The 20659-nt window shown below is 71.7% G+C and carries 18 protein-coding genes; 16 read left to right on the plus strand and 2 right to left on the minus strand.

Annotated features, from left to right (window positions below; translation table 11 throughout):
- Nucleotides 1–53: 53 nt before the first annotated feature.
- From OG959_RS32860 to OG959_RS32895, 8 genes are all read left to right on the plus strand, one after another.
- Nucleotides 54–1163: a quinone-dependent dihydroorotate dehydrogenase gene (locus tag OG959_RS32860; protein WP_326664330.1), complete on the plus strand. Its 1110-nt coding sequence runs from the start codon at nt 54–56 to the stop codon at nt 1161–1163.
- A complete protein-coding gene (gene pyrF / locus OG959_RS32865; RefSeq protein WP_326664332.1) occupies nt 1160–1999 on the plus strand; it encodes an orotidine-5'-phosphate decarboxylase in 840 nt (279 codons plus the stop codon). Before OG959_RS32860 ends, pyrF begins: the two co-directional genes overlap by 4 nt.
- A 245-nt stretch (nt 2000–2244) precedes the next feature.
- Nucleotides 2245–2568: an integration host factor gene (locus OG959_RS32870; RefSeq protein WP_018524251.1), complete on the plus strand. Its 324-nt coding sequence runs from the start codon at nt 2245–2247 to the stop codon at nt 2566–2568.
- A 38-nt stretch (nt 2569–2606) separates the two neighbouring features.
- Nucleotides 2607–3224 carry a guanylate kinase gene (gene gmk / locus OG959_RS32875; protein ID WP_148016321.1) on the plus strand — a complete coding sequence of 206 codons (618 nt, stop codon included), beginning with the start codon at nt 2607–2609 and terminating at the stop codon, nt 3222–3224.
- 92 nt (nt 3225–3316) lie between these two features.
- Nucleotides 3317–3589 carry a DNA-directed RNA polymerase subunit omega gene (rpoZ, locus tag OG959_RS32880; protein WP_003970369.1) on the plus strand — a complete coding sequence of 91 codons (273 nt, stop codon included), beginning with the start codon at nt 3317–3319 and terminating at the stop codon, nt 3587–3589.
- 146 nt (nt 3590–3735) lie between these two features.
- Complete coding sequence (gene coaBC / locus OG959_RS32885; RefSeq protein WP_326664335.1) at nt 3736–4938, plus strand: bifunctional phosphopantothenoylcysteine decarboxylase/phosphopantothenate--cysteine ligase CoaBC; 1203 nt, start codon at nt 3736–3738, stop codon at nt 4936–4938.
- Between the two features lie 241 nt (nt 4939–5179).
- Nucleotides 5180–6388: a methionine adenosyltransferase gene (gene metK / locus OG959_RS32890; protein ID WP_148016323.1), complete on the plus strand. Its 1209-nt coding sequence runs from the start codon at nt 5180–5182 to the stop codon at nt 6386–6388.
- Nucleotides 6389–6537: 149 nt separating this feature from the next.
- Entirely contained in the window at nt 6538–8691 is a 2154-nt protein-coding gene (locus OG959_RS32895; RefSeq protein ID WP_326664337.1) for a primosomal protein N', read from the plus strand.
- Between the two features lie 557 nt (nt 8692–9248).
- Here OG959_RS32895 and OG959_RS32900 read toward each other — a convergent pair.
- Nucleotides 9249–9794 (minus strand): hypothetical protein, encoded by a 546-nt coding sequence (locus tag OG959_RS32900; protein ID WP_326664339.1) that lies wholly within the window; start codon nt 9792–9794, stop codon nt 9249–9251.
- Nucleotides 9795–10036: 242 nt separating this feature from the next.
- On the opposite strand from OG959_RS32900, the gene fmt reads away from it, so the two are divergent.
- The 4 genes from fmt (at nt 10037) to OG959_RS32920 (ending at nt 14466) form a co-directional block, all read left to right on the plus strand.
- Entirely contained in the window at nt 10037–10969 is a 933-nt protein-coding gene (gene fmt, locus OG959_RS32905) for a methionyl-tRNA formyltransferase (protein ID WP_326664341.1), read from the plus strand.
- A gap of 77 nt (nt 10970–11046) precedes the next feature.
- Nucleotides 11047–12480 (plus strand): RsmB/NOP family class I SAM-dependent RNA methyltransferase, encoded by a 1434-nt coding sequence (locus OG959_RS32910; protein ID WP_326664343.1) that lies wholly within the window; start codon nt 11047–11049, stop codon nt 12478–12480.
- 121 nt (nt 12481–12601) lie between these two features.
- Nucleotides 12602–13285, plus strand: a complete 684-nt coding sequence (gene rpe / locus OG959_RS32915) for a ribulose-phosphate 3-epimerase (protein ID WP_326664345.1) — start codon at nt 12602–12604, stop codon at nt 13283–13285.
- Nucleotides 13286–13449: 164 nt separating this feature from the next.
- On the plus strand, nt 13450–14466 hold the full coding sequence (locus OG959_RS32920; protein ID WP_326666780.1) for a sugar-binding transcriptional regulator: 1017 nt from the start codon (nt 13450–13452) through the stop codon (nt 14464–14466).
- Nucleotides 14467–14539: 73 nt separating this feature from the next.
- On the opposite strand, the gene OG959_RS32925 is transcribed toward OG959_RS32920, so the two are convergent.
- On the minus strand, nt 14540–15562 hold the full coding sequence (locus OG959_RS32925) for a terpene synthase family protein (RefSeq protein ID WP_326664347.1): 1023 nt from the start codon (nt 15560–15562) through the stop codon (nt 14540–14542).
- A 307-nt stretch (nt 15563–15869) separates the two neighbouring features.
- On the opposite strand from OG959_RS32925, the gene OG959_RS32930 reads away from it, so the two are divergent.
- The 4 genes from OG959_RS32930 (at nt 15870) to OG959_RS32945 (ending at nt 20657) form a co-directional block, all read left to right on the plus strand.
- Nucleotides 15870–17336, plus strand: a complete 1467-nt coding sequence (locus OG959_RS32930) for a GuaB1 family IMP dehydrogenase-related protein (protein WP_219570752.1) — start codon at nt 15870–15872, stop codon at nt 17334–17336.
- Between the two features lie 196 nt (nt 17337–17532).
- Nucleotides 17533–18990 (plus strand): aldehyde dehydrogenase family protein, encoded by a 1458-nt coding sequence (locus tag OG959_RS32935; RefSeq protein ID WP_326664350.1) that lies wholly within the window; start codon nt 17533–17535, stop codon nt 18988–18990.
- A 161-nt stretch (nt 18991–19151) separates the two neighbouring features.
- Nucleotides 19152–19607, plus strand: a complete 456-nt coding sequence (locus OG959_RS32940; RefSeq protein ID WP_018103925.1) for an Lrp/AsnC family transcriptional regulator — start codon at nt 19152–19154, stop codon at nt 19605–19607.
- A 252-nt stretch (nt 19608–19859) separates the two neighbouring features.
- Nucleotides 19860–20657: a carbon-nitrogen hydrolase family protein gene (locus tag OG959_RS32945; RefSeq protein WP_326664352.1), complete on the plus strand. Its 798-nt coding sequence runs from the start codon at nt 19860–19862 to the stop codon at nt 20655–20657.
- Nucleotides 20658–20659: the final 2 nt, after the last annotated feature.

Consider the following 20659-nt stretch of genomic DNA (forward strand, 5'->3'; position numbering starts at 1 on the left):
GCCCAGCAGGGGGACACCGGAAACGGTGTCCCCCTCTTCATGAGGACACCGTGATGTACAAACTCTTCTTCCAGCTGGTCTTCAAGCGCATGGACCCGGAGCGCGCCCACTACGCCGCCTTCCGCTGGATTCGCCTGGCCGCCCGCGTCCCCGTCCTGCGCACCTTCGTCGCCGCCGCGCTCGCCCCCCGCCACAAGGAGCTGCGCACGGAGGCCCTCGGTCTGCGCATGCACGGCCCCTTCGGCCTCGCCGCGGGCTTCGACAAGAACGCCATCGCGATCGACGGCATGGCGATGCTCGGCTTCGACCATGTCGAGATCGGCACCGTGACCGGCGAGCCGCAGCCCGGCAACCCCAAGAAGCGGCTCTTCCGCCTCGTCGCCGACCGTGCGCTGATCAACCGCATGGGCTTCAACAACGAGGGCTCGGCCGCCGTGGCCGAGCGGCTGGCCGCCCGCAACCCGGTCTTCCGGACCACCGTCGGCGTCAACATCGGCAAGACCAAGGTCGTCCCCGAGGCGGACGCCGCCGCCGACTACGTGAAGTCCACCGAGCGCCTCGCCGCACACGCGGACTACCTCGTCGTCAACGTCTCCTCGCCCAACACGCCCGGACTGCGCAACCTCCAGGCCACCGAGTCGCTTCGCCCGCTGCTGACCGCCGTCCGCGAGGCCGCCGACCGTACCGTCACCGACCGCCGGGTCCCGCTGCTCGTCAAGATCGCCCCCGATCTCGCGGACGAGGACGTCGACGCCGTCGCCGACCTCGCCGTCGAGCTGGGCCTGGACGGCATCATCGCCACCAACACCACCATCGCCCGCGAGGGCCTGGGCCTGAAGTCCCCGGCCGCCCTGGTCAAGGAGACCGGCGGACTGTCCGGCGCGCCCCTCAAGGAGCGCTCCCTGGAGGTCCTGGGGCGCCTGTACGCGCGTGTGGGGACCCGGATCGCCCTGGTCGGAGTCGGAGGCATCGAGAACGCCGAGGACGCCTGGCAGCGCATCCTCGCCGGCGCCACGCTCGTCCAGGGCTACAGCGCCTTCATCTACGAGGGCCCGTTCTACGCCCGCGCGATCCACAAGGGCCTGGCCGCGCGCCTGGCCGCCTCCCCGTACGCCACCCTCGCCGACGCGGTCGGCGCGGAGACCAGGAAGGCCGCGAAATGACCCAGGAACCCTTCGGCGCACGTCTGCGCCACGCCATGGACACCCGAGGACAGCTCTGCGTCGGCATCGACCCGCACGCGTCCCTGCTGAGCTCCTGGGGGCTGGGCGACGACGTCGCGGGCCTGGAGCGCTTCACCCGTACGGTCGTCGAGGCACTGGCCGACCGGGTCGCCGTGCTCAAGCCGCAGTCCGCGTTCTTCGAGCGGTTCGGCTCGCGTGGCGTCGCCGTGCTGGAGAAGGCCGTCGAGGAGGCCAGGGCGGCCGGCGCCCTGGTCCTGATGGACGCCAAGCGCGGCGACATCGGCTCCACCATGGGCGCCTACGCCGCGACCTACCTGGACAAGGACTCGCCGCTGTACTCCGACGCGGTGACCGTCTCGCCGTACCTCGGCTTCGGCTCGCTGCGGCCGGCGCTCGACGCGGCCGCCGTCTCCGGCTCGGGCGTCTTCGTGCTCGCCCTCACCTCCAACCCGGAGGGCGCCGAGGTGCAGCGCGCCACCGCGGCCGACGGCCGTTCGCTCGCCCAGGTGATGCTCGACCACATGGCCGCCGAGAACCGGGGCGTCACCCCGCTCGGCTCGGTCGGCGCGGTGGTCGGTGCGACGCTCGGGGACGCGCGGGCGGATCTCGCGATCAACGGCCCGCTGCTCGCGCCCGGCATCGGCGCCCAGGGCGCCACGCCCGCGGATCTGCCGGGTGTCTTCGGTGACGCGGTCGGCAACGTGGTGCCCAGCGTGAGCCGGGGCGTGCTGCGCCACGGCCCGGACGTGTCAGGGCTGCGCGAAGCCGCCGAACGGTTCGTGGACGAGGTCCGCGCGGCCGTCTCGGACGGCTGACACTGTCACGTAACAGCCTGTTGACGGAATCCTGACCAAAAATCTCGGTACTTATGCCAGGAATGTCCTGGTCGGCTGAGGCTGACCAGGACTTTTCGTTCGTTCTCGCTGACTCCGGCGGCCCTGGCCGCTAGTCTCCGTCGAGAGCCAACGAGCACAGGTTGTTCGCGGCTCACCAGGTGAGGGGCGATCCAGTCGCCTCACCGGTCCGTATCCGACAGATCGACATCCGAGGTGACGTAGGCGTGGCTCTTCCGCCCCTTACCCCTGAACAGCGCGCAGCCGCGCTCGAAAAGGCCGCCGCGGCTCGCCGGGAGCGGGCCGAGGTCAAGAATCGACTCAAGCACTCCGGCGCCTCCCTCCACGAGGTCATCAAGTCGGGCCAGGAGAACGACGTCATCGGCAAGATGAAGGTCTCCGCCCTGCTGGAGTCCCTGCCCGGCGTGGGCAAGGTCCGCGCCAAGCAGATCATGGAGCGGCTCGGCATCTCCGAGAGCCGCCGGGTCCGGGGTCTCGGCTCCAACCAGATCGCATCCCTGGAGCGTGAGTTCGGCGGCAGCGCCGCCTGACGGTCTCAGGCACTCCTGAGAACCGGGATAATCGCTCCATGGTTGCAACATCCCGGGGGACGTCCCCCGTACCCCCGGACGTACGTCCGCGGCTGACCGTGCTCTCCGGCCCCTCGGGGGTCGGCAAGAGCACGGTCGTCGCGCATATGCGCAAGGTTCACCCCGAGGTGTGGCTCTCGGTGTCGGCGACGACCCGCAAGCCCCGCCCCGGCGAACGCAACGGCGTCCACTACTTCTTCGTGGACAACGAGGAGTTCGACAAGCTCATCGCCAACGGCGAGCTGCTGGAGTGGGCCGAGTTCGCCGGCAACCGCTACGGCACGCCCCGGCGCGCCGTGCAGGAGCGCCTGGAGGCGGGTGAGCCGGTGCTGCTGGAGATCGACCTCCAGGGTGCCCGGCTGGTCCGCCAGTCCATGGCGGACGCCCAGCTGGTCTTCCTCGCGCCGCCGAGCTGGGACGAACTGGTGCGCCGGCTCACCGGCCGGGGCACCGAGGCACCCGAGGTGATCGAGCGTCGTCTCGGCGCGGCGAAGGTCGAACTGGCCGCCGAATCCGAGTTCGATACGACGCTTGTCAACACCTCCGTCGAGGATGTGGCACGTGAGCTGCTAGCCTTGATGCTGGAGGCTTCCGGCCACCGTGCCGGCGGCGAATGAGCACCATGACCGCACCGACACGGGGGCACCGGCCACAAAGCCCCTGACTGTCAAAGATTTCTTTGATCTTCACCCCCTTCGGAAGGCAGAGAGTGTCCTCTTCCATCACCACGCCCGAGGGCATCATCAACCCGCCGATTGATGAGCTCCTCGAAGCAACCGACTCGAAGTACAGCCTCGTGATCTACGCCGCCAAGCGCGCGCGCCAGATCAACGCGTACTACTCGCAGCTCGGTGAGGGACTCCTCGAGTACGTCGGTCCGCTCGTCGACACCCACGTCCACGAGAAGCCGCTCTCGATCGCGCTCCGCGAGATCAACGCGGGCCTGCTCACCTCCGAGGCCATCGAGGGCCCCGCGCAGTAAGCAGGAGAACGCACCTTCACCACAGGCCCGGCGGCCGCGACCGCCGGGCCTGTGGTGTGTCCCGGGGCGACGGACCCGCGCGGGCGGCGGTGAGGCAGCATGGGGGATGTACGGAGCGCGTACGTATCCGAGTGCGGGGAGACGCAGTGGACAAGCCGAAGGTCGTCCTGGGGGTCAGCGGCGGCATCGCCGCGTACAAGGCGTGCGAGCTGCTGCGCCGGCTGACCGAGTCGGGACACGACGTACGGGTCGTCCCGACCGAGTCGTCGCTCCACTTCGTCGGCGCCGCCACCTGGTCGGCGCTCTCCGGCCACCCGGTCTCCACCGAGGTCTGGAACGACGTCCACGAGGTCCCGCACGTGCGGATCGGACAGCACGCCGACCTCGTCGTCGTCGCACCCGCCACCGCCGACGTGCTCGCCAGGGCGGCCCACGGCCTCGCCGACGACCTGCTCACCAACACGCTGCTCACCGCCCGCTGTCCGGTCGTCTTCGCGCCCGCCATGCACACCGAGATGTGGGAGCACCCGGCCACTCAGGAGAACGTCGCCACCCTGCGGCGCCGGGGCGCCGTCGTCATCGAGCCCGCCGTCGGGCGCCTCACCGGAGTCGACACCGGCAAGGGCCGGCTGCCGGACCCGGCGGAGATCTTCGAGGTCTGCCGCCGTGTCCTGGCCCGCGGCCCCGTCGCCCCCGACCTCACCGGCCGGCACGTGGTGATCAGCGCGGGAGGCACCCGTGAGCCGCTCGACCCGGTCCGCTACCTCGGCAACCGCTCCTCCGGCAAGCAGGGCTACGCGCTCGCCCGCACCGCCGTCGCCCGCGGCGCCCGGGTCACGCTCGTCGAGGCCAACACCGGACTGCCCGATCCGTCCGGCGCCGACATCGTCCGCGTGGGCACCGCGGTGCAGCTGCGCGAGGCCGTACTGAAGGCGGCGGCCGACGCCGACGTCGTGGTGATGGCGGCGGCCGTCGCCGATTTCCGTCCGGCCGAGTACGTGACGGGGAAGATCAAGAAGAAGGACGGCCAGGAACCGGCCCCCCTCACCCTCGTGCGCAATCCCGACATCCTCGCCGAGGTGGCGGCCGACCGCGCCGCGCCGGGACAGATCGTCGTCGGATTCGCCGCCGAGACCGACAACGTCCTCGCCAACGGCCGGGAGAAGCTCCTTCGCAAGGGCTGCGACCTGCTGGTCGTCAACGAGGTGGGGGAGCGCAAGACGTTCGGCTCGGAGGAGAACGAGGCGGTCGTGCTCGCGGCCGACGGGAGCGAGACCCCGGTGCCGTACGGACCGAAGGAAGCGCTTGCCGACACGGTCTGGGACCTCGTGTCGGCGCGTTTCGAGTGAATTTCGAGCGTCGCCGGAGCCGGCCCCCGAACCCTTGCCGCACGGGCACGAACGGGGCCCGGGGCGGCCCTTGGGGGACTTCCGGGCACCGGTGCCGCATGTCACAGATCCGCCAAAGGGCGAGACACGTTGTCCGACAGCCGGAGCCGACCGATAAACTGGTCGAGGTTCGTACCGGGCGCAGCTCCCGGGCCGTCCGCCAAATGATCAGCCAGCAGCCGCTGCAACCCCAGGGAGCGATGTGTCCCGCCGTCTCTTCACCTCGGAGTCCGTCACCGAGGGTCACCCCGACAAGATCGCTGACCAGATCAGCGACACCATTCTCGATGCACTCCTCCGTGAGGACCCGACGTCGCGTGTCGCCGTCGAGACCTTGATCACCACAGGTCTGGTGCATGTTGCGGGTGAGGTCACGACCAAGGCCTACGCCCCGATCGCCCAGCTGGTGCGCGACAAGATCCTGGAGATCGGCTACGACTCCTCGAAGAAGGGCTTCGACGGCGCCTCCTGCGGTGTCTCGGTGTCCATCGGCGCGCAGTCTCCCGACATCGCGCAGGGCGTCGACACCGCGTACGAGAAGCGTGTCGAAGGCGACGAGGACGAACTCGACAAGCAGGGCGCCGGCGACCAGGGCCTCATGTTCGGCTACGCCTGCGACGAGACGCCCGAACTGATGCCGCTGCCGATCCACGTCGCGCACCGGCTGTCGCGCCGGCTGTCCGAGGTCCGCAAGAACGGGACCATCCCGTACCTGCGTCCCGACGGCAAGACCCAGGTCACCATCGAGTACGACGGCGACAAGGCCGTCCGTCTCGACACGGTCGTCGTCTCCTCGCAGCACGCGAGCGACATCGACCTCGACTCGCTGCTCGCTCCCGACATCCGCGAGTTCGTCGTCGAGCACGTCCTGAACCAGCTGATCGAGGACGGCATCAAGCTCGACACCGAGGGCTACCGCCTGCTGGTCAACCCGACCGGCCGTTTCGAGATCGGCGGCCCGATGGGCGACGCCGGGCTGACCGGCCGCAAGATCATCATCGACACCTACGGCGGCATGGCCCGTCACGGCGGCGGTGCCTTCTCGGGCAAGGACCCGTCGAAGGTCGACCGCTCCGCCGCGTACGCGATGCGCTGGGTCGCCAAGAACGTCGTCGCGGCGGGCCTCGCGGCCCGGTGCGAGGTGCAGGTCGCGTACGCGATCGGCAAGGCCGAGCCGGTGGGCCTCTTCGTCGAGACCTTCGGCACCGCCGCTGTCGAGACCGAGAAGATCGAGCACGCCATCGGCGAGGTCTTCGACCTCCGCCCGGCCGCGATCATCCGCGACCTCGACCTGCTGCGCCCGATCTACGCCCAGACCGCCGCGTACGGTCACTTCGGCCGGGAGCTCCCCGACTTCACCTGGGAGCGCACCGACCGCGTGGACGCGCTGCGCAAGGCCGCGGGCCTGTAGGTCCGCCGGCTCGTACGTACGCCGGAGCCCGGATGCCGTCACGGTGTCCGGGCTCCGGCGCGTTCCGTGTCCCGGGAGGACCGGCCCGGCCACCGGGGACGCATGGCCGACGGCCTCGGCTGTCAGTCGTGTCTGGTAGGAATTTGGCTGTGAGCAGCGACGACAAGCGGTCCGACGAGCCCGACGCCGGGGCACCGGAGCAGCTTGCGCTGATCCGGGAGACCGTGCGCAGGGCCGATGTGCCGCGCGCCAAACCGCGGACCTGGCGCGGGGCCGCGCTCGCCAAGGAGCTTCCCGTCGCCCGCGTGCTGGTCAACAAGGGGGCGCTCCACCTCGACCAGTACTTCGACTACGCCGTGCCCGAGGAGCTCGACGCGCAGGCGCGGCCCGGTGTGCGGGTGCGGGTGCGATTCGGGGCCGGCGGGCGCAACGTCCGGGGAGGGCGGCGCGAGGGCGGCGGGCTCATCGACGGATTCCTGGTCGAGCGGCTGGCCGAGTCCGACTACAGCGGGGCGCTGGCCGCGCTCGCCTCCGTCGTCTCACCCGAACCGGTCCTCGGCCCGGAGCTGCTCGGACTCGCGCGGGCCGTCGCCGACCGCTACGCGGGCAGCCTCGCGGACGTCCTCCAGCTCGCGGTGCCGCCGAGGAACGCCCGGGCCGAGGCGAAGCCGTCGCCCGAGCCCCTGCCCCCGCCACCGCCACCGGCGCCCGGCACCTGGCAGCGGTACGCGCAGGGCCCCGCCTTCCTGTCCGCGCTGGCCGACGGGGGAGTGCCCAGGGCCGTGTGGACCGCGCTCCCGGGACCGCACTGGCCGCAGGAGATCGCCGCCGCCGTCGCCGCGACCCTCGCCTCGGGGCGCGGCGCCCTGGTCGTCGTCCCCGACGGGCGGACCGCGGGCCGTGTCGACGCGGCCCTGACCGGGCTGCTGGGCGAGGGCCGCCACGCCACGCTGACCGCCGGCTCGGGGCCCGAGAAGCGCTACCGGGAGTGGCTCGCGGTGAGCCGCGGATCCGTCCGTGCGGTCGTCGGGACCCGGGCCGCGATGTTCGCGCCCGTCGCCGATCTCGGCCTGGTCGCGATCTGGGACGACGGGGACTCCAGCCACAGCGATGACAACGCCCCTTTCCCGCACGTCCGCGAGGTACTGGAGCTGCGCGCAGCGCACGGCCGGTGCGCCTTTCTGCTCGGCGGCACGAGCTGCACCGTGGAGGCGGCCCAACTGGTCGAGACCGGCTGGGCGCTGCCGCTGCGCGCGGACCGGGACCAGTTGCGGATTGCGGCGCCGCTGGTCCGCACCGTCGGCGACGGCGAACTCGCACGGGACGGCGCGGCCCGGGCCGCCCGGCTGCCGAGCCTCGCCTGGCAGACCGTGCGCGACGGACTGCGCACGGGACCGGTGCTGGTCCAGGTGCCGCGCCGCGGCTACGCACCCCGGCTGGCCTGCGAGCGCTGCCGGGAGCCCGCGCGGTGCCGGCACTGCGCGGGGCCGCTGGAGGCGCCCGACCAGCAGGATCTGAACTGCGCCTGGTGCGGACGGGCCGAGACGTCCTGGCACTGCGTCGCCTGCGGTGCCCACAGGCTGCGGGCACAGATCGTCGGCGCCCGCCGCACGGCGGAGGAGCTCGGCCGGGCCTTTCCCGCCGTGCCGGTCCGGACCTCCGGTCGCGATCACATCCTGGACTCGGTGCCCGACCAGCCCGCGCTGGTGGTCAGCACCCCGGGCGCCGAGCCGGTCGCCGAGGGCGGGTACGCGGCGGCGCTGCTGCTGGACGGCTGGGCGATGGTCGGCCGCCCCGACCTGCGGGCCGGCGAGGAGGCCCTGCGCCGCTGGACGGCCGCCGCCGCGCTGGTCCGGGGCCAGCCGGAGGGCGGCACCGTGGTGATCGTCGCCGAGCCGACGCTGCGGCCCGTGCAGGCCCTGGTCCGCTGGGACCCGGTCGGACACGCCCGGCGCGAGCTGGCGGAGCGGGCCGAGCTGGGCTTTCCGCCGGTGTCCCGGATGGCGTCGGTGACCGGCACGGCCGAGGCACTCGCCGCCTTCCTCGCCGCCGCGGAGCTGCCGGGCGACGCCGAGCTGCTCGGTCCCGTGCCGGTCCCGGGCGGTCAGCCCGGGCGGCCCCGCAGGCCCTCCGACGCGCCCGTCGGCGAGACCTGGGAGAGGGCCCTGATCAGGGTGCCGCCGGGCAGCGGCGCGGCGTTGGCGGCCGCGCTGAAGGCGGCGCAGGCCGCGCGGCTGTCGCGTGGGGGCGGCGCCGCGGGCGGCCCGGTGCGGATTCGGGTGGACCCGCCGGACATCGGCTGACGCCGCGGGCCCTTGGGCGGGCGGCAGCGTGTTGTTTGCCCTTTCCGGGGCGCGGGGTTCCGTCCTCAATCGCCGGACGGGCTGGGGTGGTGCGGGTCGCCCCGCTGGGTGCGGCCGCGCCCGTGCCGGTGGTGGGGGTCCGAGGCCCCTCCGGGGAGATCTCCTCGGACGACGCACGTTCCGCGGGTACGCGAAGGACCCGGGTCAATGTGCCTCGTCCTGCGGGGACTCCCCTGCACGGCCCCGGACCGGCTGTCGCGCGCGACTGATGCCGGGTGGGGGCGTGCAGGGGAGTCCCCGCAGGAAATGGCGTACGACCCGGGTCGATCACGTACCCGGGTGAACACGCCAGTTCCGAGGAGATCTCCCCGGAGGGCCCCCACCCCCACCCACCGAACAGGGCGCACCCCACGGGCGACCCGCGCATCTCAAGCCCGTCCGGCGATTGAGGACGGAACCCCGCACCCCGCGGAGCACCCGCACTCCGCGGAGCACCCGCACCCGCACCCCGCGGAGCACCCGCACCCGCGTCCCGCGGAACCCCGCGCCCGGGAGGGTCAGCCGTTGCGCGGGCCCGGGAAGGCACCCGGGCGTAGATCCTCGCGCATCGGCGGGCGCTCGGCCGACGGCTGCGGCGGCATCGAGCGCGCGGCCGGGACGGAGGGCAGCGCGGGGGCGGGGGACCCGGGCGCCACCGGCACGGGACGCTGCACCACGCCCTCGGCCGCGCCGTCGGGCGCCACCGGCTGGGGCGCGGCGCGGCGCGCACCGTAGCGGCGGTGCACCGCCTGCTTGGTGACTCCGAGCGCGGAGCCCACCGCGTCCCAGGAGAATCCCAGCGAACGGTCGAAGTCCACAGCCGCCGTGACCAGGGTCTCGACGCTGTCCCGCAGTTCCTGGGCCAGCCTGACGGTGGGGGCCGGGGCCCTGCCGTAGACGACGAAGCCCGCGGAAGGGCCGGAGCGGCGTGGGCGGTAGACATTGCCCAGCTGAGCGGTGAGTGTGCGCAGTGCGTCCACCTGCCGCCGAACCCGCTCGATGTCCCGCACCAGTAGATGCAGGCTGGCCCGCGCTTGGGCGTCGTGGGTTGCGTGGTCGGCCATGAAGAAGCCTCTCGAACCGGCGTTGAAAGGGATCGGGCCGCACCAGGGCGGCTCGCTTCGGTCAATCTCTCTTGACCAACGCCTCACCGGGGGATCTGGTCACGCTCCGGGGGCGCATATGCATACGCAAGGGGCGCGCAACCGTGCGTACGCCCCCCAGCGCCCACCCGGCTTCCGGGCCCATAGACTTGTGCGTTGCTCGTCACCGTAAATGTTTCGGCCTGAGAGGCAGTCAGCCACCCATGAAGCTCGTCTTCGCAGGCACCCCCGAGGTAGCCGTACCCGCACTGGACGCCCTGATCGCCTCCGGTCGCCATGAGGTGGCCGCCGTCGTGACCAGGCCCGACGCACCGGCGGGCCGGGGCCGCCGCATGGTGGCCAGTCCGGTCGCCGAGCGGGCGGAGGAGGCCGGTATCGAGGTGCTCAAGCCGGCCAGGCCGCGGGACGAGGACTTCCAGGCGCGGCTGAGGGAGATCGCACCGGACTGCTGCCCCGTCGTCGCCTACGGGGCGCTGCTGCCCAAGGCCGCACTCGACATCCCGGCCCGCGGCTGGGTCAACCTCCACTTCTCGCTGCTGCCGGCCTGGCGCGGCGCCGCACCCGTCCAGCACTCCGTCATGGCGGGCGACGAGGTGACGGGGGCCTCCACGTTCCTCATCGAGGAGGGGCTCGACTCCGGACCGGTCTACGGCGTCCTCACCGAGGAGGTGCGGCCCACGGACACCAGCGGCGATCTGCTGACCCGGCTGGCCTTCGCCGGTGCCGGGCTGCTCGCCGCCACGATGGACGGCATCGAGGACGGCACCCTGCACGCCGTGCCGCAGCCCGCCGACGGCATCACCCTCGCACCGAAGATCACCGTCGAGGACGCCCAGGTCCAGTGGTCGGCGCCCGCTCTGCGCGTCGACCGGGTGGTTCGCGGCTGCACCCCGGCCCCCGGCGCATGGACCCTCTTCCGCGGGGAGCGCCTCAAGCTGATCCAGGCCGTGCCCGTCGTGGACCGGGCCGATCTGGCGCCCGGCGAGCTGTCCGCGGCCAAGAACAACGTGTACGTGGGCACCGGATCGCACGCGATCGAGCTGCTCTGGGTCCAGCCGCAGGGCAAGAAGCCGATGCGCGCCGCGGACTGGGCGCGCGGGGTGCGCATCGTCCCCGGCGAGCTCGTCGGCATCTGAGGGGCTGCGCGGACGGGCGGACCGGGGACGTAGGCTGGGACGGTTCGCCCTCTCACCATCAGCGGAGCACCTTTCACGTGAACGACCAGCCGCGTCGCCGTCCCGCCAAGCCGCACCGCCGTCCGCAGAAGGACCCGGTCCGGTTCCTCGCCTTCGAAGCCCTCAGGGCCGTCGACGAACGCGACGCGTACGCCAACCTCGTCCTGCCCCCGCTGCTGAAGAAGGCCCGGGCCAAGGGAGACTTCGACAGCCGGGACGCGGCGCTGGCGACCGAGCTGGTCTACGGGACGCTGCGCCGCCAGGGCACCTACGACGCGATCGTCGCCGCCTGCATCGACCGGCCGCTCGTCGAGGTCGACCCGCCGGTCCTGGACGTCCTGAACATGGGCGTGCACCAGCTGCTCGGCACCCGCATCCCCACGCACGCCGCGGTCTCCGCCAGCGTGGAGCTGGCCCGGGTGGTGCTCGGCGAGGGACGCGCCAAGTTCGTCAACGCCGTCCTGCGCAAGGTGTCGGCGGACGACCTCGACGGCTGGGTGGAGCGGGTCGCCCCCTCCTACGAGGACGACGCCGAGGACCACCTGGCGATCGTGCACTCGCATCCGCGCTGGGTCGTCTCGGCCCTCTGGGACGCGCTGGGCGGCGGCCGCGCGGGCATCGAGGACCTCCTCGAAGCCGACAACGAGCGGCCCGAGGTCACCCTGGTCGCCCGCCCCGGACGCTCCACCACCGATGAGCTCCTCGACGCCCTCGGCGAGGAGAACGGCCTCCCGGGCCGCTGGTCCCCCTACGCCGTGCGGATGGCCGAGGGCGGCGAGCCCGGCGCCCTGACCGCCGTGCAGGAGGGCCGGGCCGGTGTCCAGGACGAGGGCAGCCAGCTCGTCGCCGCCGCCCTCGCCAACGCTCCGCTGGAGGGCAGCGACACCCGCTGGCTCGACGGCTGCGCCGGCCCCGGCGGCAAGGCCGCGCTGCTGGCCGCCCTGGCCGCCGGCCGCGGCGCCGCCCTGCTCGCCGCCGAGAAGCAGCCGCACCGGGCCCGCCTCGTCGAGCGCTCACTGGCCGGCAACCCCGGCCCGTACCAGGTGATCACCGCCGACGGCACCCGACCGCCGTGGCTGCCCGACACCTTCGACCGGATCCTGATGGACGTCCCGTGCTCGGGCCTCGGCGCGCTGCGCCGCCGCCCGGAGGCCCGCTGGCGCCGTCGCAAGGAAGACCTGGAGAGCTTCGCGCCGCTCCAGCGCGGTCTGCTGCGCGAGGCCCTGAAGGCCGTCAGGATCGGCGGCGTCGTCGGATACGCGACGTGCTCGCCGCACCTCGCGGAGACCCGGGTGGTCGTCGAGGACGTACTCAAGGGGCGCGGCGGCGCGCCCGTCGAGGCCGAGTGGGTGGACGCCCGCCCGCTGATGCCCGGAGTGCCTGCCCTGGGCGACGGACCCGACGTCCAGCTCTGGCCCCATCTGCACGGCACGGACGCGATGTACCTGGCTCTCCTGCGGCGTACCGGCTGATCACCGCGGAGGTCCGGACCGGGGGCGAAAAGGCCGGGAATGCGCGAACTGTAATGATCCCGTGAGGCTTTGGAGCGCACCGAAGCGGGGAAGTGCCCCGGAGCATGGCAGGCTTGGCCCCATGGCCCAGATCAACCCCAGTATTCTTTCCGCCGACTTCGCACGTCTCGCCGAGGAGGCGCAGGCCGTCGAAGGTGCCGACTGGCTCCATGTCGATGTCATGGACAACCACTTCGTGCCCAATCTGACGCTCGGTGTCCCGATCGTGGAATCGCTCAGCAGGGCCACCAGCACGCCGCTGGACTGCCATCTGATGATCGAGGACGCGGACCGCTGGGCCCCGCAGTACGTCGAGGCGGGCGCGGGGTCGGTCACCTTCCACGTGGAGGCGGCGGCGGCGCCCGTGCGGCTGGCGCGGGAGATCCGGGCCAAGGGTGCCCGCGCGTCCATGGCGCTCAAGCCGGCGACGCCCATCGAGCCGTACGAGGACCTGCTCCCCGAGCTCGACATGCTGCTGATCATGACGGTGGAGCCGGGCTTCGGGGGCCAGTCCTTCCTCGACATCATGCTGCCGAAGATCCGCCGCACCCGTGAGCTGATCTCCAGGCACGGACTCGAACTCTGGCTCCAGGTCGACGGCGGCGTCTCCGAGTCCACGATCGAGCGGTGCGCGGAGGCCGGGGCGGACGTCTTCGTCGCGGGTTCCGCCGTGTACGGGGCGAAGGACCCGGCCGATGCCGTCCGGGCCCTGCGCGCCAAGGCCGACGGGGCCATCGCCTCGGCGGGGTGGGCGTGCGGCCACTGACGCCGATGACGGCGCAGGCACCCCCTCCGGCCCCCGATCGCACGTCGGCCGGGCCAAGTGCAGATGAACGCGGTCCGACGGGACCGATCAAGGGTCGCCGTATCTGACAGGATGAACGGCGTATCGAGAGCGTGAACAGCAGTGAGGAGAACGCGGTGTCTGCAATGTCGGCGGGCCGGTCCGCCCTGCGGATGGGGCCCGCGGAGCTGGTGCAGGCGGCGGCCATGGCCCGCCGCTTCTACCTCGAGGGCAAATCCAAGATCCAGATCGCCGAGGAGTTCGGCGTCAGCCGCTTCAAGGTGGCCCGGGTCCTGGAGACGGCCCTGGAACGTGACCTCGTACGGATCGAGATCCGGGTCCCCGCGGAGCTGGACGCCGAGCGCTCCGACGCGCTCCGCGCCCGCTACGGGCTGCGCCACGCGGTCGTGGTCGAGTCCCCGGCGGAGGAGCAGGACGACGCCGCCGACCCGGAGAACCTGGGCGAGGTCGCGGCCGACCTGCTCGGCGAACTGGTGAACGAGGGTGATGTCCTCGGGCTCGCCTGGGGGCGGTCCACCATCCACATGGCGGCGGCCCTCGACCGGCTGCCGCCCTGCACGGTCGTGCAGCTCACCGGGGTCTACGACGCGGGAACGGCCGAGCGCGGCTCGGTCGAGGCCGTGCGGCGTGCCGCCCAGGTGTCCGGCGGCGAGGCCCACCCCATCTACGCGCCGATGCTGCTCCCCGACCCGGCGACGGCCGCCGCGCTGCGCCACCAGACGGGCATCGCGCGCGCCTTCGAGTACTTCGACAAGGTGACGGTCGCGGCCGTCTCCATCGGTTCCTGGGAGCCCGGGATCTCCACGGTCCACGACATGCTCTCCGACGAGGAGCGCGAGCACTACGCCTCGCTCGGCGTCGCCGCCGAGATGTCGGCGCATCTCTTCGACTCGGACGGGCGCCGCGTCGGCCGCGACCTCGGCGAGCGCTGCATCACGGTCGAAGCGGACCGGCTGCGACGGATCCCGGAGGTGGTGGCTATCGCCGGCGGCCAGCGCAAGGCCGCGGCGATCGGGGCGGTCCTGCGGTCCGGTCTCGTCACCAGCCTGGTCACCGACACCGCGGCGGCCGACTACCTGCTGACGGACTCGGCCGCGCCGCGCCGGCCCGCGCTGGAGCGTGCCGACCCCGACGGGGAGTGAGCCCCGAACACGGCGGGAGGGGCGGGCGGTGATGACACCGCCCGCCCCTCCCGCGTGTTCCGTCGTGTCCGGGTCAGTCCTGCCCGACGCCCAGTACCGTCGCCTCCAGATACTGCTCCGGCTCCTTGTACTGGCTGACGTCGGCCGGGTTGTAACGCGGTGTCTGCCGGGACCAGTCGAGGTTCCCGCGCATCCAGCTCCGCATCCCGTCCAGATACGGCTCCAGCATCGGGGCGAGCTGCGGATGGGCGGCCAGCAGCTCGGCCTCCGCGCTCAGGAAGCGCTCGGTCTCCGTGGCGATCTCCGTGCAGACGTGTTCCAGCGCCTGCTGCTTGCCGAAACCGCGGTGGTGCCGGACGAGGTGCACGAGGTTGTGGATCTCGCCGAGAACCTGCTCCTTCTCGTACGAATACACGTCGTTGGCCCAGCACACGACGTTGCACGAGGCTTCGAGCGCGGTGATGAAGCGCGGGTCGTTGTGGATCGACTCGGGTGCCTCGATGCCGGCCACGATCTCTATCAGGTCCATGCAGACGTGTATCGCGCCCGTGTGGCGGCGCTTCTCGATGTACGTCGCCTCGGCCGGGACCACCCCGTCCGCACGGTTGCCCGCCTCCCAGGTGGTGGCCGTCGTGAGGTAGGTGATCAGGTGCCGGGCGAAGCGCCGCCGCCAGTGGGCCGGGGCGGCCGGCGTCGTGCGTTCCCACAGGTCCGTGAGGGCGACGACCGCGGCCGGCAGCCGCTCGTTCGCCAGGGTGCCCGTGCCGGTGCCCTCGACCACGGACTGCATCAGCGCGACCACGTCCCGTACGCGGTCGGGGCTCCGGCCCAGGTGTCCGTCGTCCAGTTGGTCGTCGACGAGAAACAGCCACACGAACCAGTCGGCGACGAGGTCCAGGTTCTTGCTGTCGGCGGTCGGGTAGACCATGCCGACGAAGGCCCCGAAGTCCGCCTGCTCGAAGCGGTCCCTGGCCGAATCCCGGTGCACCAGGCCGGTGTTGCGGGTCCAGCTGTCGAGGTGCTCCCGTACGTGTCCGACGTGCGGGTTCGTCCGCTGGGGGAACGGGCAGTAGATGTCCGGCAGTTCGCTCTCCACGGGCGGGTCGTGATCCTCTCCGGTCGTACGTGTGGCGGGAGTTGTGGCCGCGCCGCCTTGATGCTCCGGGGTGCCTGGTGACCCGCGGGACCTGCGCGTTTGAAGCTACCTGACCCCGAGTCACCAGGTCCAGGGAAGGTGATCACGAATGATTCCGGCACCCCTCGGGTAGGGTCTGCGGGCAAGGCAGGTTCCACTTGCCCGGGACTCCCGATCCTGTTCCTTGGAGGAACATACGAAGGCGGGAGTCGTTTGCTGTGTCTTCGTGGAAGCGACCTGCGCCATTTCGTATGAAAAAATGAGTGTTATGCGTTTTCTTGAGCCCGGCACCGGTCGATACACAGAGTCCCCCTCCGTCCCGTACGACCTCACGTACGACGACGTCTTCATGGTTCCGGGCAGGTCGGCGGTCGGATCCCGCCAGGGGGTCGACCTCTCCTCGCCCGACGGAACCGGCACCACCATCCCGCTCGTCGTCGCGAACATGACGGCCATCGCGGGCCGCCGGATGGCCGAAACCATCGCCCGTCGCGGTGGGCTCGTCGTCATTCCGCAGGACATCCCGATCGAGGTCGTCACCGAGGTCATCAGCTGGGTGAAAACGCGCCACCTCGTGCTCGACACCCCCATCGTGCTGGCCCCCGGCCAGACGGTCGCCGACGCGCTGTCCCTGCTGCCCAAGCGGGCCCACGGAGCCGGCGTCGTCGTCGACGGTGACGGGCGTCCCGTCGGCGTCGTCACCGACCACGACCTGACCGGCGTCGACCGCTTCACCCAGCTTTCCGAGGTCATGTCGAAGGACCTCGTGCTGCTGGACGCGGACATCGACCCGCGCGACGCGTTCAACAAGCTCGACGGCGCCAACCGCAAGCTCGCCCCCGCGGTCGACGCGGACGGCCGGCTCGTCGGCATCCTCACCCGTAAGGCCGCACTGCGCGCCACGCTCTACACGCCGGCCACCGACGCGGCGGGCAAGCTGCGGATCGCGGCCGCCGTCGGCATCAACGGCGATGTGGCGGGCAAGGCCAAGCAGCTCCTCGACGCCGGCGCCGACACCCTTGTCGTCGACACCGCGCACGGTCACCAGGAGTCCATGATCAGCGCGGTGCGAGCGGTCCGGGCGCTGGATCCGCAGGTGCCGATCGTCGCCGGCAACATCGTCGCCGCCGAGGGTGTGCGCGACCTCATCGAGGCCGGCGCGGACATCATCAAGGTCGGTGTCGGACCCGGCGCGATGTGCACCACCCGGATGATGACGGGTGTGGGCAGGCCCCAGTTCTCCGCCGTCCTGGAGTGCGCCGCCGAGGCGAAGAAGTACGGCAAGCACGTCTGGGCCGACGGCGGCGTCCGTCACCCGCGCGATGTGGCCATGGCGCTCGCCGCCGGCGCGTCCAACGTGATGATCGGCTCCTGGTTCGCCGGGACGCACGAGTCGCCCGGCGACCTCCAGCAGTCCGCGGACGGGCGCTTCTACAAGGAGTCCTTCGGTATGGCGTCCGCGCGCGCCGTGAAGAACCGTACGTCCGACGAGTCGGCGTACGACCGGGCCCGCAAGGCCCTCTTCGAGGAGGGCATCTCCACCTCGCGGATGTTCCTGGACCCGTCCCGTCCCGGAGTCGAGGACCTGGTCGACTCGATCATCGCGGGCGTCCGCTCCTCCTGCACGTACGCCGGTGCGGGCTCCCTCGCGGAGTTCGCCGAGAAGGCGGTCGTGGGTGTGCAGAGTGCCGCCGGTTACGCGGAGGGCAAGCCGCTGCACGCCAGCTGGGGCTGATCCCGCTCCCTCGCACCGACCGTGCCCCTTCCGGCTGTTCACGCCGGAAGGGGCACGGCTGTCTCCGGGGCGTCCGGAGGCCGGGGCATGGCCGGAAGCGGTGCTGCCGGGAGGGCCGGGATGCATACCAACTCTGTTGAAAAATAAGTAATATGAATCCCACTCAGCTGCCCGCCACTCTGCGGTAAGGGATCTCATGTCCTTCTTCACTGACCTGGCCCATCAGTACATCGACGGCGAGTGGAGGCCGGGCAAGGGTTCCTGGGACATCATCGACTTCAACCCGTTCGACGGGGAGAAGCTCGCCTCCATCACGGTCGCCACGGCCGACGAGGTGGACCAGGCCTACCGCGCGGCCGAGACCGCTCAGCAGGCGTGGGCGGACACCAACCCGTACGCCAGGCGAGCGGTGCTGGAGAAGGCCCTGAGGATCGTCGAGGAGCGCGAGGACGAGATCGGTGACGCGATCGTCGCCGAGCTCGGCGGCACCCGGCTGAAGGCGGCCTTCGAGCTGCACCTGGCCAAGGAGTTCCTGCGCGAGGCGATCCAGCTCGCACTGCGGTCCACCGGGCAGATCCTGCCCTCGCCGACCCCGGGCAAGGAGAACCGCGTCTATCGGGTGCCGGTCGGCGTGGTCGGGGTCATCAGCCCCTTCAACTTCCCCTTCCTGCTCTCCCTGAAGTCCGTGGCCCCGGCCCTCGCGCTGGGCAACGCCGTGGTGCTCAAGCCGCACCAGAACACCCCGGTCTGCGGCGGCACGCTGGTGGCCAAGGTGTTCGAGGACGCCGGACTGCCGGCCGGACTGCTGAACGTCGTCGTCACCGACATCGCGGAGATCGGCGACGCGCTGCTGGAGCACCCGATACCGCAGGTCATCTCCTTCACCGGCTCCGACAAGGTCGGACGGCACGTCGCGACGGTGTGCGCGGCGAACCTCAAGCGCTCGGTGCTCGAACTCGGCGGCAACAGCGCGCTGATCGTGCTCGACGACGCCGATGTGGACTACGCCGTCGACGCGGCGGTGTTCAGCCGGTACGTGCACCAGGGGCAGGTCTGCATGGCCGCCAACCGGATCCTCGTCGACCGTGCGGTGGAGCAGGAGTTCACCGAGAAGTTCGTCGCGAAGGTCGCCTCGCTGCGGGTCGGTGACCCGGCCGACCCGGCGACCCAGATCGGCCCGCTGATCAACTCGACCCAGGCCGAGGCCATCTCCACCCTCGTGGACCAGACCGTCGAGGCCGGCGCGACCGCGCTGCTGCACGGAGGGGCCGAAGGGAACGTCGTCAGCCCCTCCGTCCTCACCGGCCTGGCGCCCGATTCCCCCGTGCTGTCCCAGGAGATCTTCGGCCCGGTCGCCCTCCTCGTGCCGTTCGACGGCGAGGACGAGGCGGTCCGGATCGCCAACGACACCCCGTACGGGTTGAGCGGCGCCGTTCACACCGCCAACATCGAGCGCGGGGTCCGGGTCGGGCAGCGCATCCGTACCGGCATGATCCACATCAACGACGGCACCGTCCACGACGAGCCCATCGTCCCCTTCGGCGGCGAGAAGAACTCCGGGCTCGGGCGGCTGAACGGCGACTCGATGCTGGAGGCCTTCACCACGCAGAAGTGGATCTCCGTGCAGCACGGCCGCTCGCAGTTCCCCTTCTGATGCCTCACTGATCCTTCTGCGACCCGGCGCCATCTGCGCTGAGCGCGCCCCGCGGGGCGGGCCCATGGTCTACTGCCGGGGGCGGCACGACCGCCCCCGGCAGCAGCCGTGCCCGACCCCGACCAGGGCCCTCGCCCTCGCAGAGAAGTGACCCGTACGACGTGCGACTGAACGACCTCGACGAACGCATCGTCCACGCCCTCGCCGAAGATGCCCGCCGCTCCTACGCCGACATCGGCTCGATCATCGGGCTGTCCGCACCCGCCGTGAAACGCCGGGTGGACCGGCTGCGCGCCGAGGGGGCGATCACGGGGTTCACGGTCCGGGTGGATCCGGCGGCGCTCGGCTGGGAGACCGAGGGTTACATCGAGATCTACTGCAGCCGCAACACCTCACCCGAGTCCATCAAGCAGGGGCTCGCCCGCTATCCCGAGGTCGCCTCGGCGTCCACGGTGACGGGCGACGCCGATGCGCTCGTCCAGGTCTTCGCCGCGGACATGCGCCACTTCGAGCAGGTCCTGGAGCGGATCGCGGGCGAGCCGTACGTCGAGCGGACGAAGTCCGTCCTGGTGCTTTCACCGCTGCTGCGGCGGTATTCGTCGGGGTCGCCGGGGTAGCGGTGCGGCTGTCCGCGCAGCCGGTCCTGGCGCCGACCGGTGACGGACGGGCGGCCGGGTACTCCGGCAAGGACTCCGTCCTCAGACGTCGGACGGGCTGGATCTGCCGCCTGGTGCAATGAATCGCTGTGCCCGGCCGGTCGGACGCAACAGATCGACGGTCGGTGCGCAACACTCGCGCCTTGTCCGGGGTGAATCGCGGAACGTACCGTCATTACGTCCCCGCCCCGCCCGTATCGTCCGAGGTCAGCCATGCCGCCGCTGCGCACCGCCCTGCTCCAGAGCTCCGGGATCCCGGGCTCGGTGGCCCGGAACATCGAGGTACTGGAGAGTGCCGCCACCCGTGCAGCCGCCGGCGGTGCGCGACTGCTCGTCTGCCCCGAGATGTTCCTGACCGGGTACGCGATCGGGGACGACGTGCCCCGCCTGGCCGAAGCCGCCGACGGACCCGCCGCCCGGGCCGTCGCCGAGATCGCCGCACGGCAGGGGATCGCCGTCCACTACGGGTACCCGGAGCGCGACGGCGACACCCTGTACAACGCCACGCAGCTCATCGGGCCCGACGGGACCGCGCTCGCCCACTACCGCAAGACCCACCTCTTCGGCGACTTCGAGGAGGAGTGGTTCACCCCCGGTGACCGGCCCGTCGTCCAGGCCGAGCTCGACGGCCTCCGTATCGGCCTCCTGATCTGCTACGACGTGGAGTTCCCGGAGAACGTACGCGCCCACGCGCTCGCCGGCACCGATCTCCTGCTGGTCCCGACCGCGCTGATGCACCCCTTCCCCTTCGTCGCGGATTCCGTCGTCCCGGTCCGCGCCTTCGAGAACCAGCTCTACATCGCCTACGCCAACCGGACCGGCACCGAAGGCCCCTTCGAGTTCGTCGGACTGAGCGCCCTCGCCGGCCCCGACGGCACGGTTCGCGCCCGCGCCGGACGGGGCGAGGAACTCGTCATCGGCGACGTCGACCCCGGCCTCCTGACCACCTCCCGGGCCGGCAACCCCTATCTCCGCGACCGCCGCCCCGGTCTGTACGGCTCCCTCGTCTGAGA

This window comes from Streptomyces sp. NBC_00385, assembly GCF_035917155.1.
Lineage (GTDB): Bacteria > Actinomycetota > Actinomycetes > Streptomycetales > Streptomycetaceae > Streptomyces > Streptomyces poriferorum.

Excerpts from the sequence above, each read along its gene's own strand:
- OG959_RS32860 (WP_326664330.1), top strand. The coding sequence starts at position 54 with ATGTACAAACTCTTCTTCCAGCTGGTCTTCAAGCGCATGGACCCGGAG.
- OG959_RS32920 (WP_326666780.1), top strand. The coding sequence starts at position 13,450 with ATGTCGGCGGGCCGGTCCGCCCTGCGGATGGGGCCCGCGGAGCTGGTG.
- OG959_RS32945 (WP_326664352.1), top strand. The coding sequence starts at position 19,860 with ATGCCGCCGCTGCGCACCGCCCTGCTCCAGAGCTCCGGGATCCCGGGC.
- OG959_RS32930 (WP_219570752.1), top strand. The coding sequence starts at position 15,870 with ATGCGTTTTCTTGAGCCCGGCACCGGTCGATACACAGAGTCCCCCTCC.
- pyrF (WP_326664332.1), top strand. The coding sequence starts at position 1,160 with ATGACCCAGGAACCCTTCGGCGCACGTCTGCGCCACGCCATGGACACC.
- rpe (WP_326664345.1), top strand. The coding sequence starts at position 12,602 with ATGGCCCAGATCAACCCCAGTATTCTTTCCGCCGACTTCGCACGTCTC.
- OG959_RS32900 (WP_326664339.1), bottom strand. The coding sequence starts at position 9,794 with ATGGCCGACCACGCAACCCACGACGCCCAAGCGCGGGCCAGCCTGCAT.
- OG959_RS32935 (WP_326664350.1), top strand. The coding sequence starts at position 17,533 with ATGTCCTTCTTCACTGACCTGGCCCATCAGTACATCGACGGCGAGTGG.
- fmt (WP_326664341.1), top strand. The coding sequence starts at position 10,037 with ATGAAGCTCGTCTTCGCAGGCACCCCCGAGGTAGCCGTACCCGCACTG.
- gmk (WP_148016321.1), top strand. The coding sequence starts at position 2,607 with ATGGTTGCAACATCCCGGGGGACGTCCCCCGTACCCCCGGACGTACGT.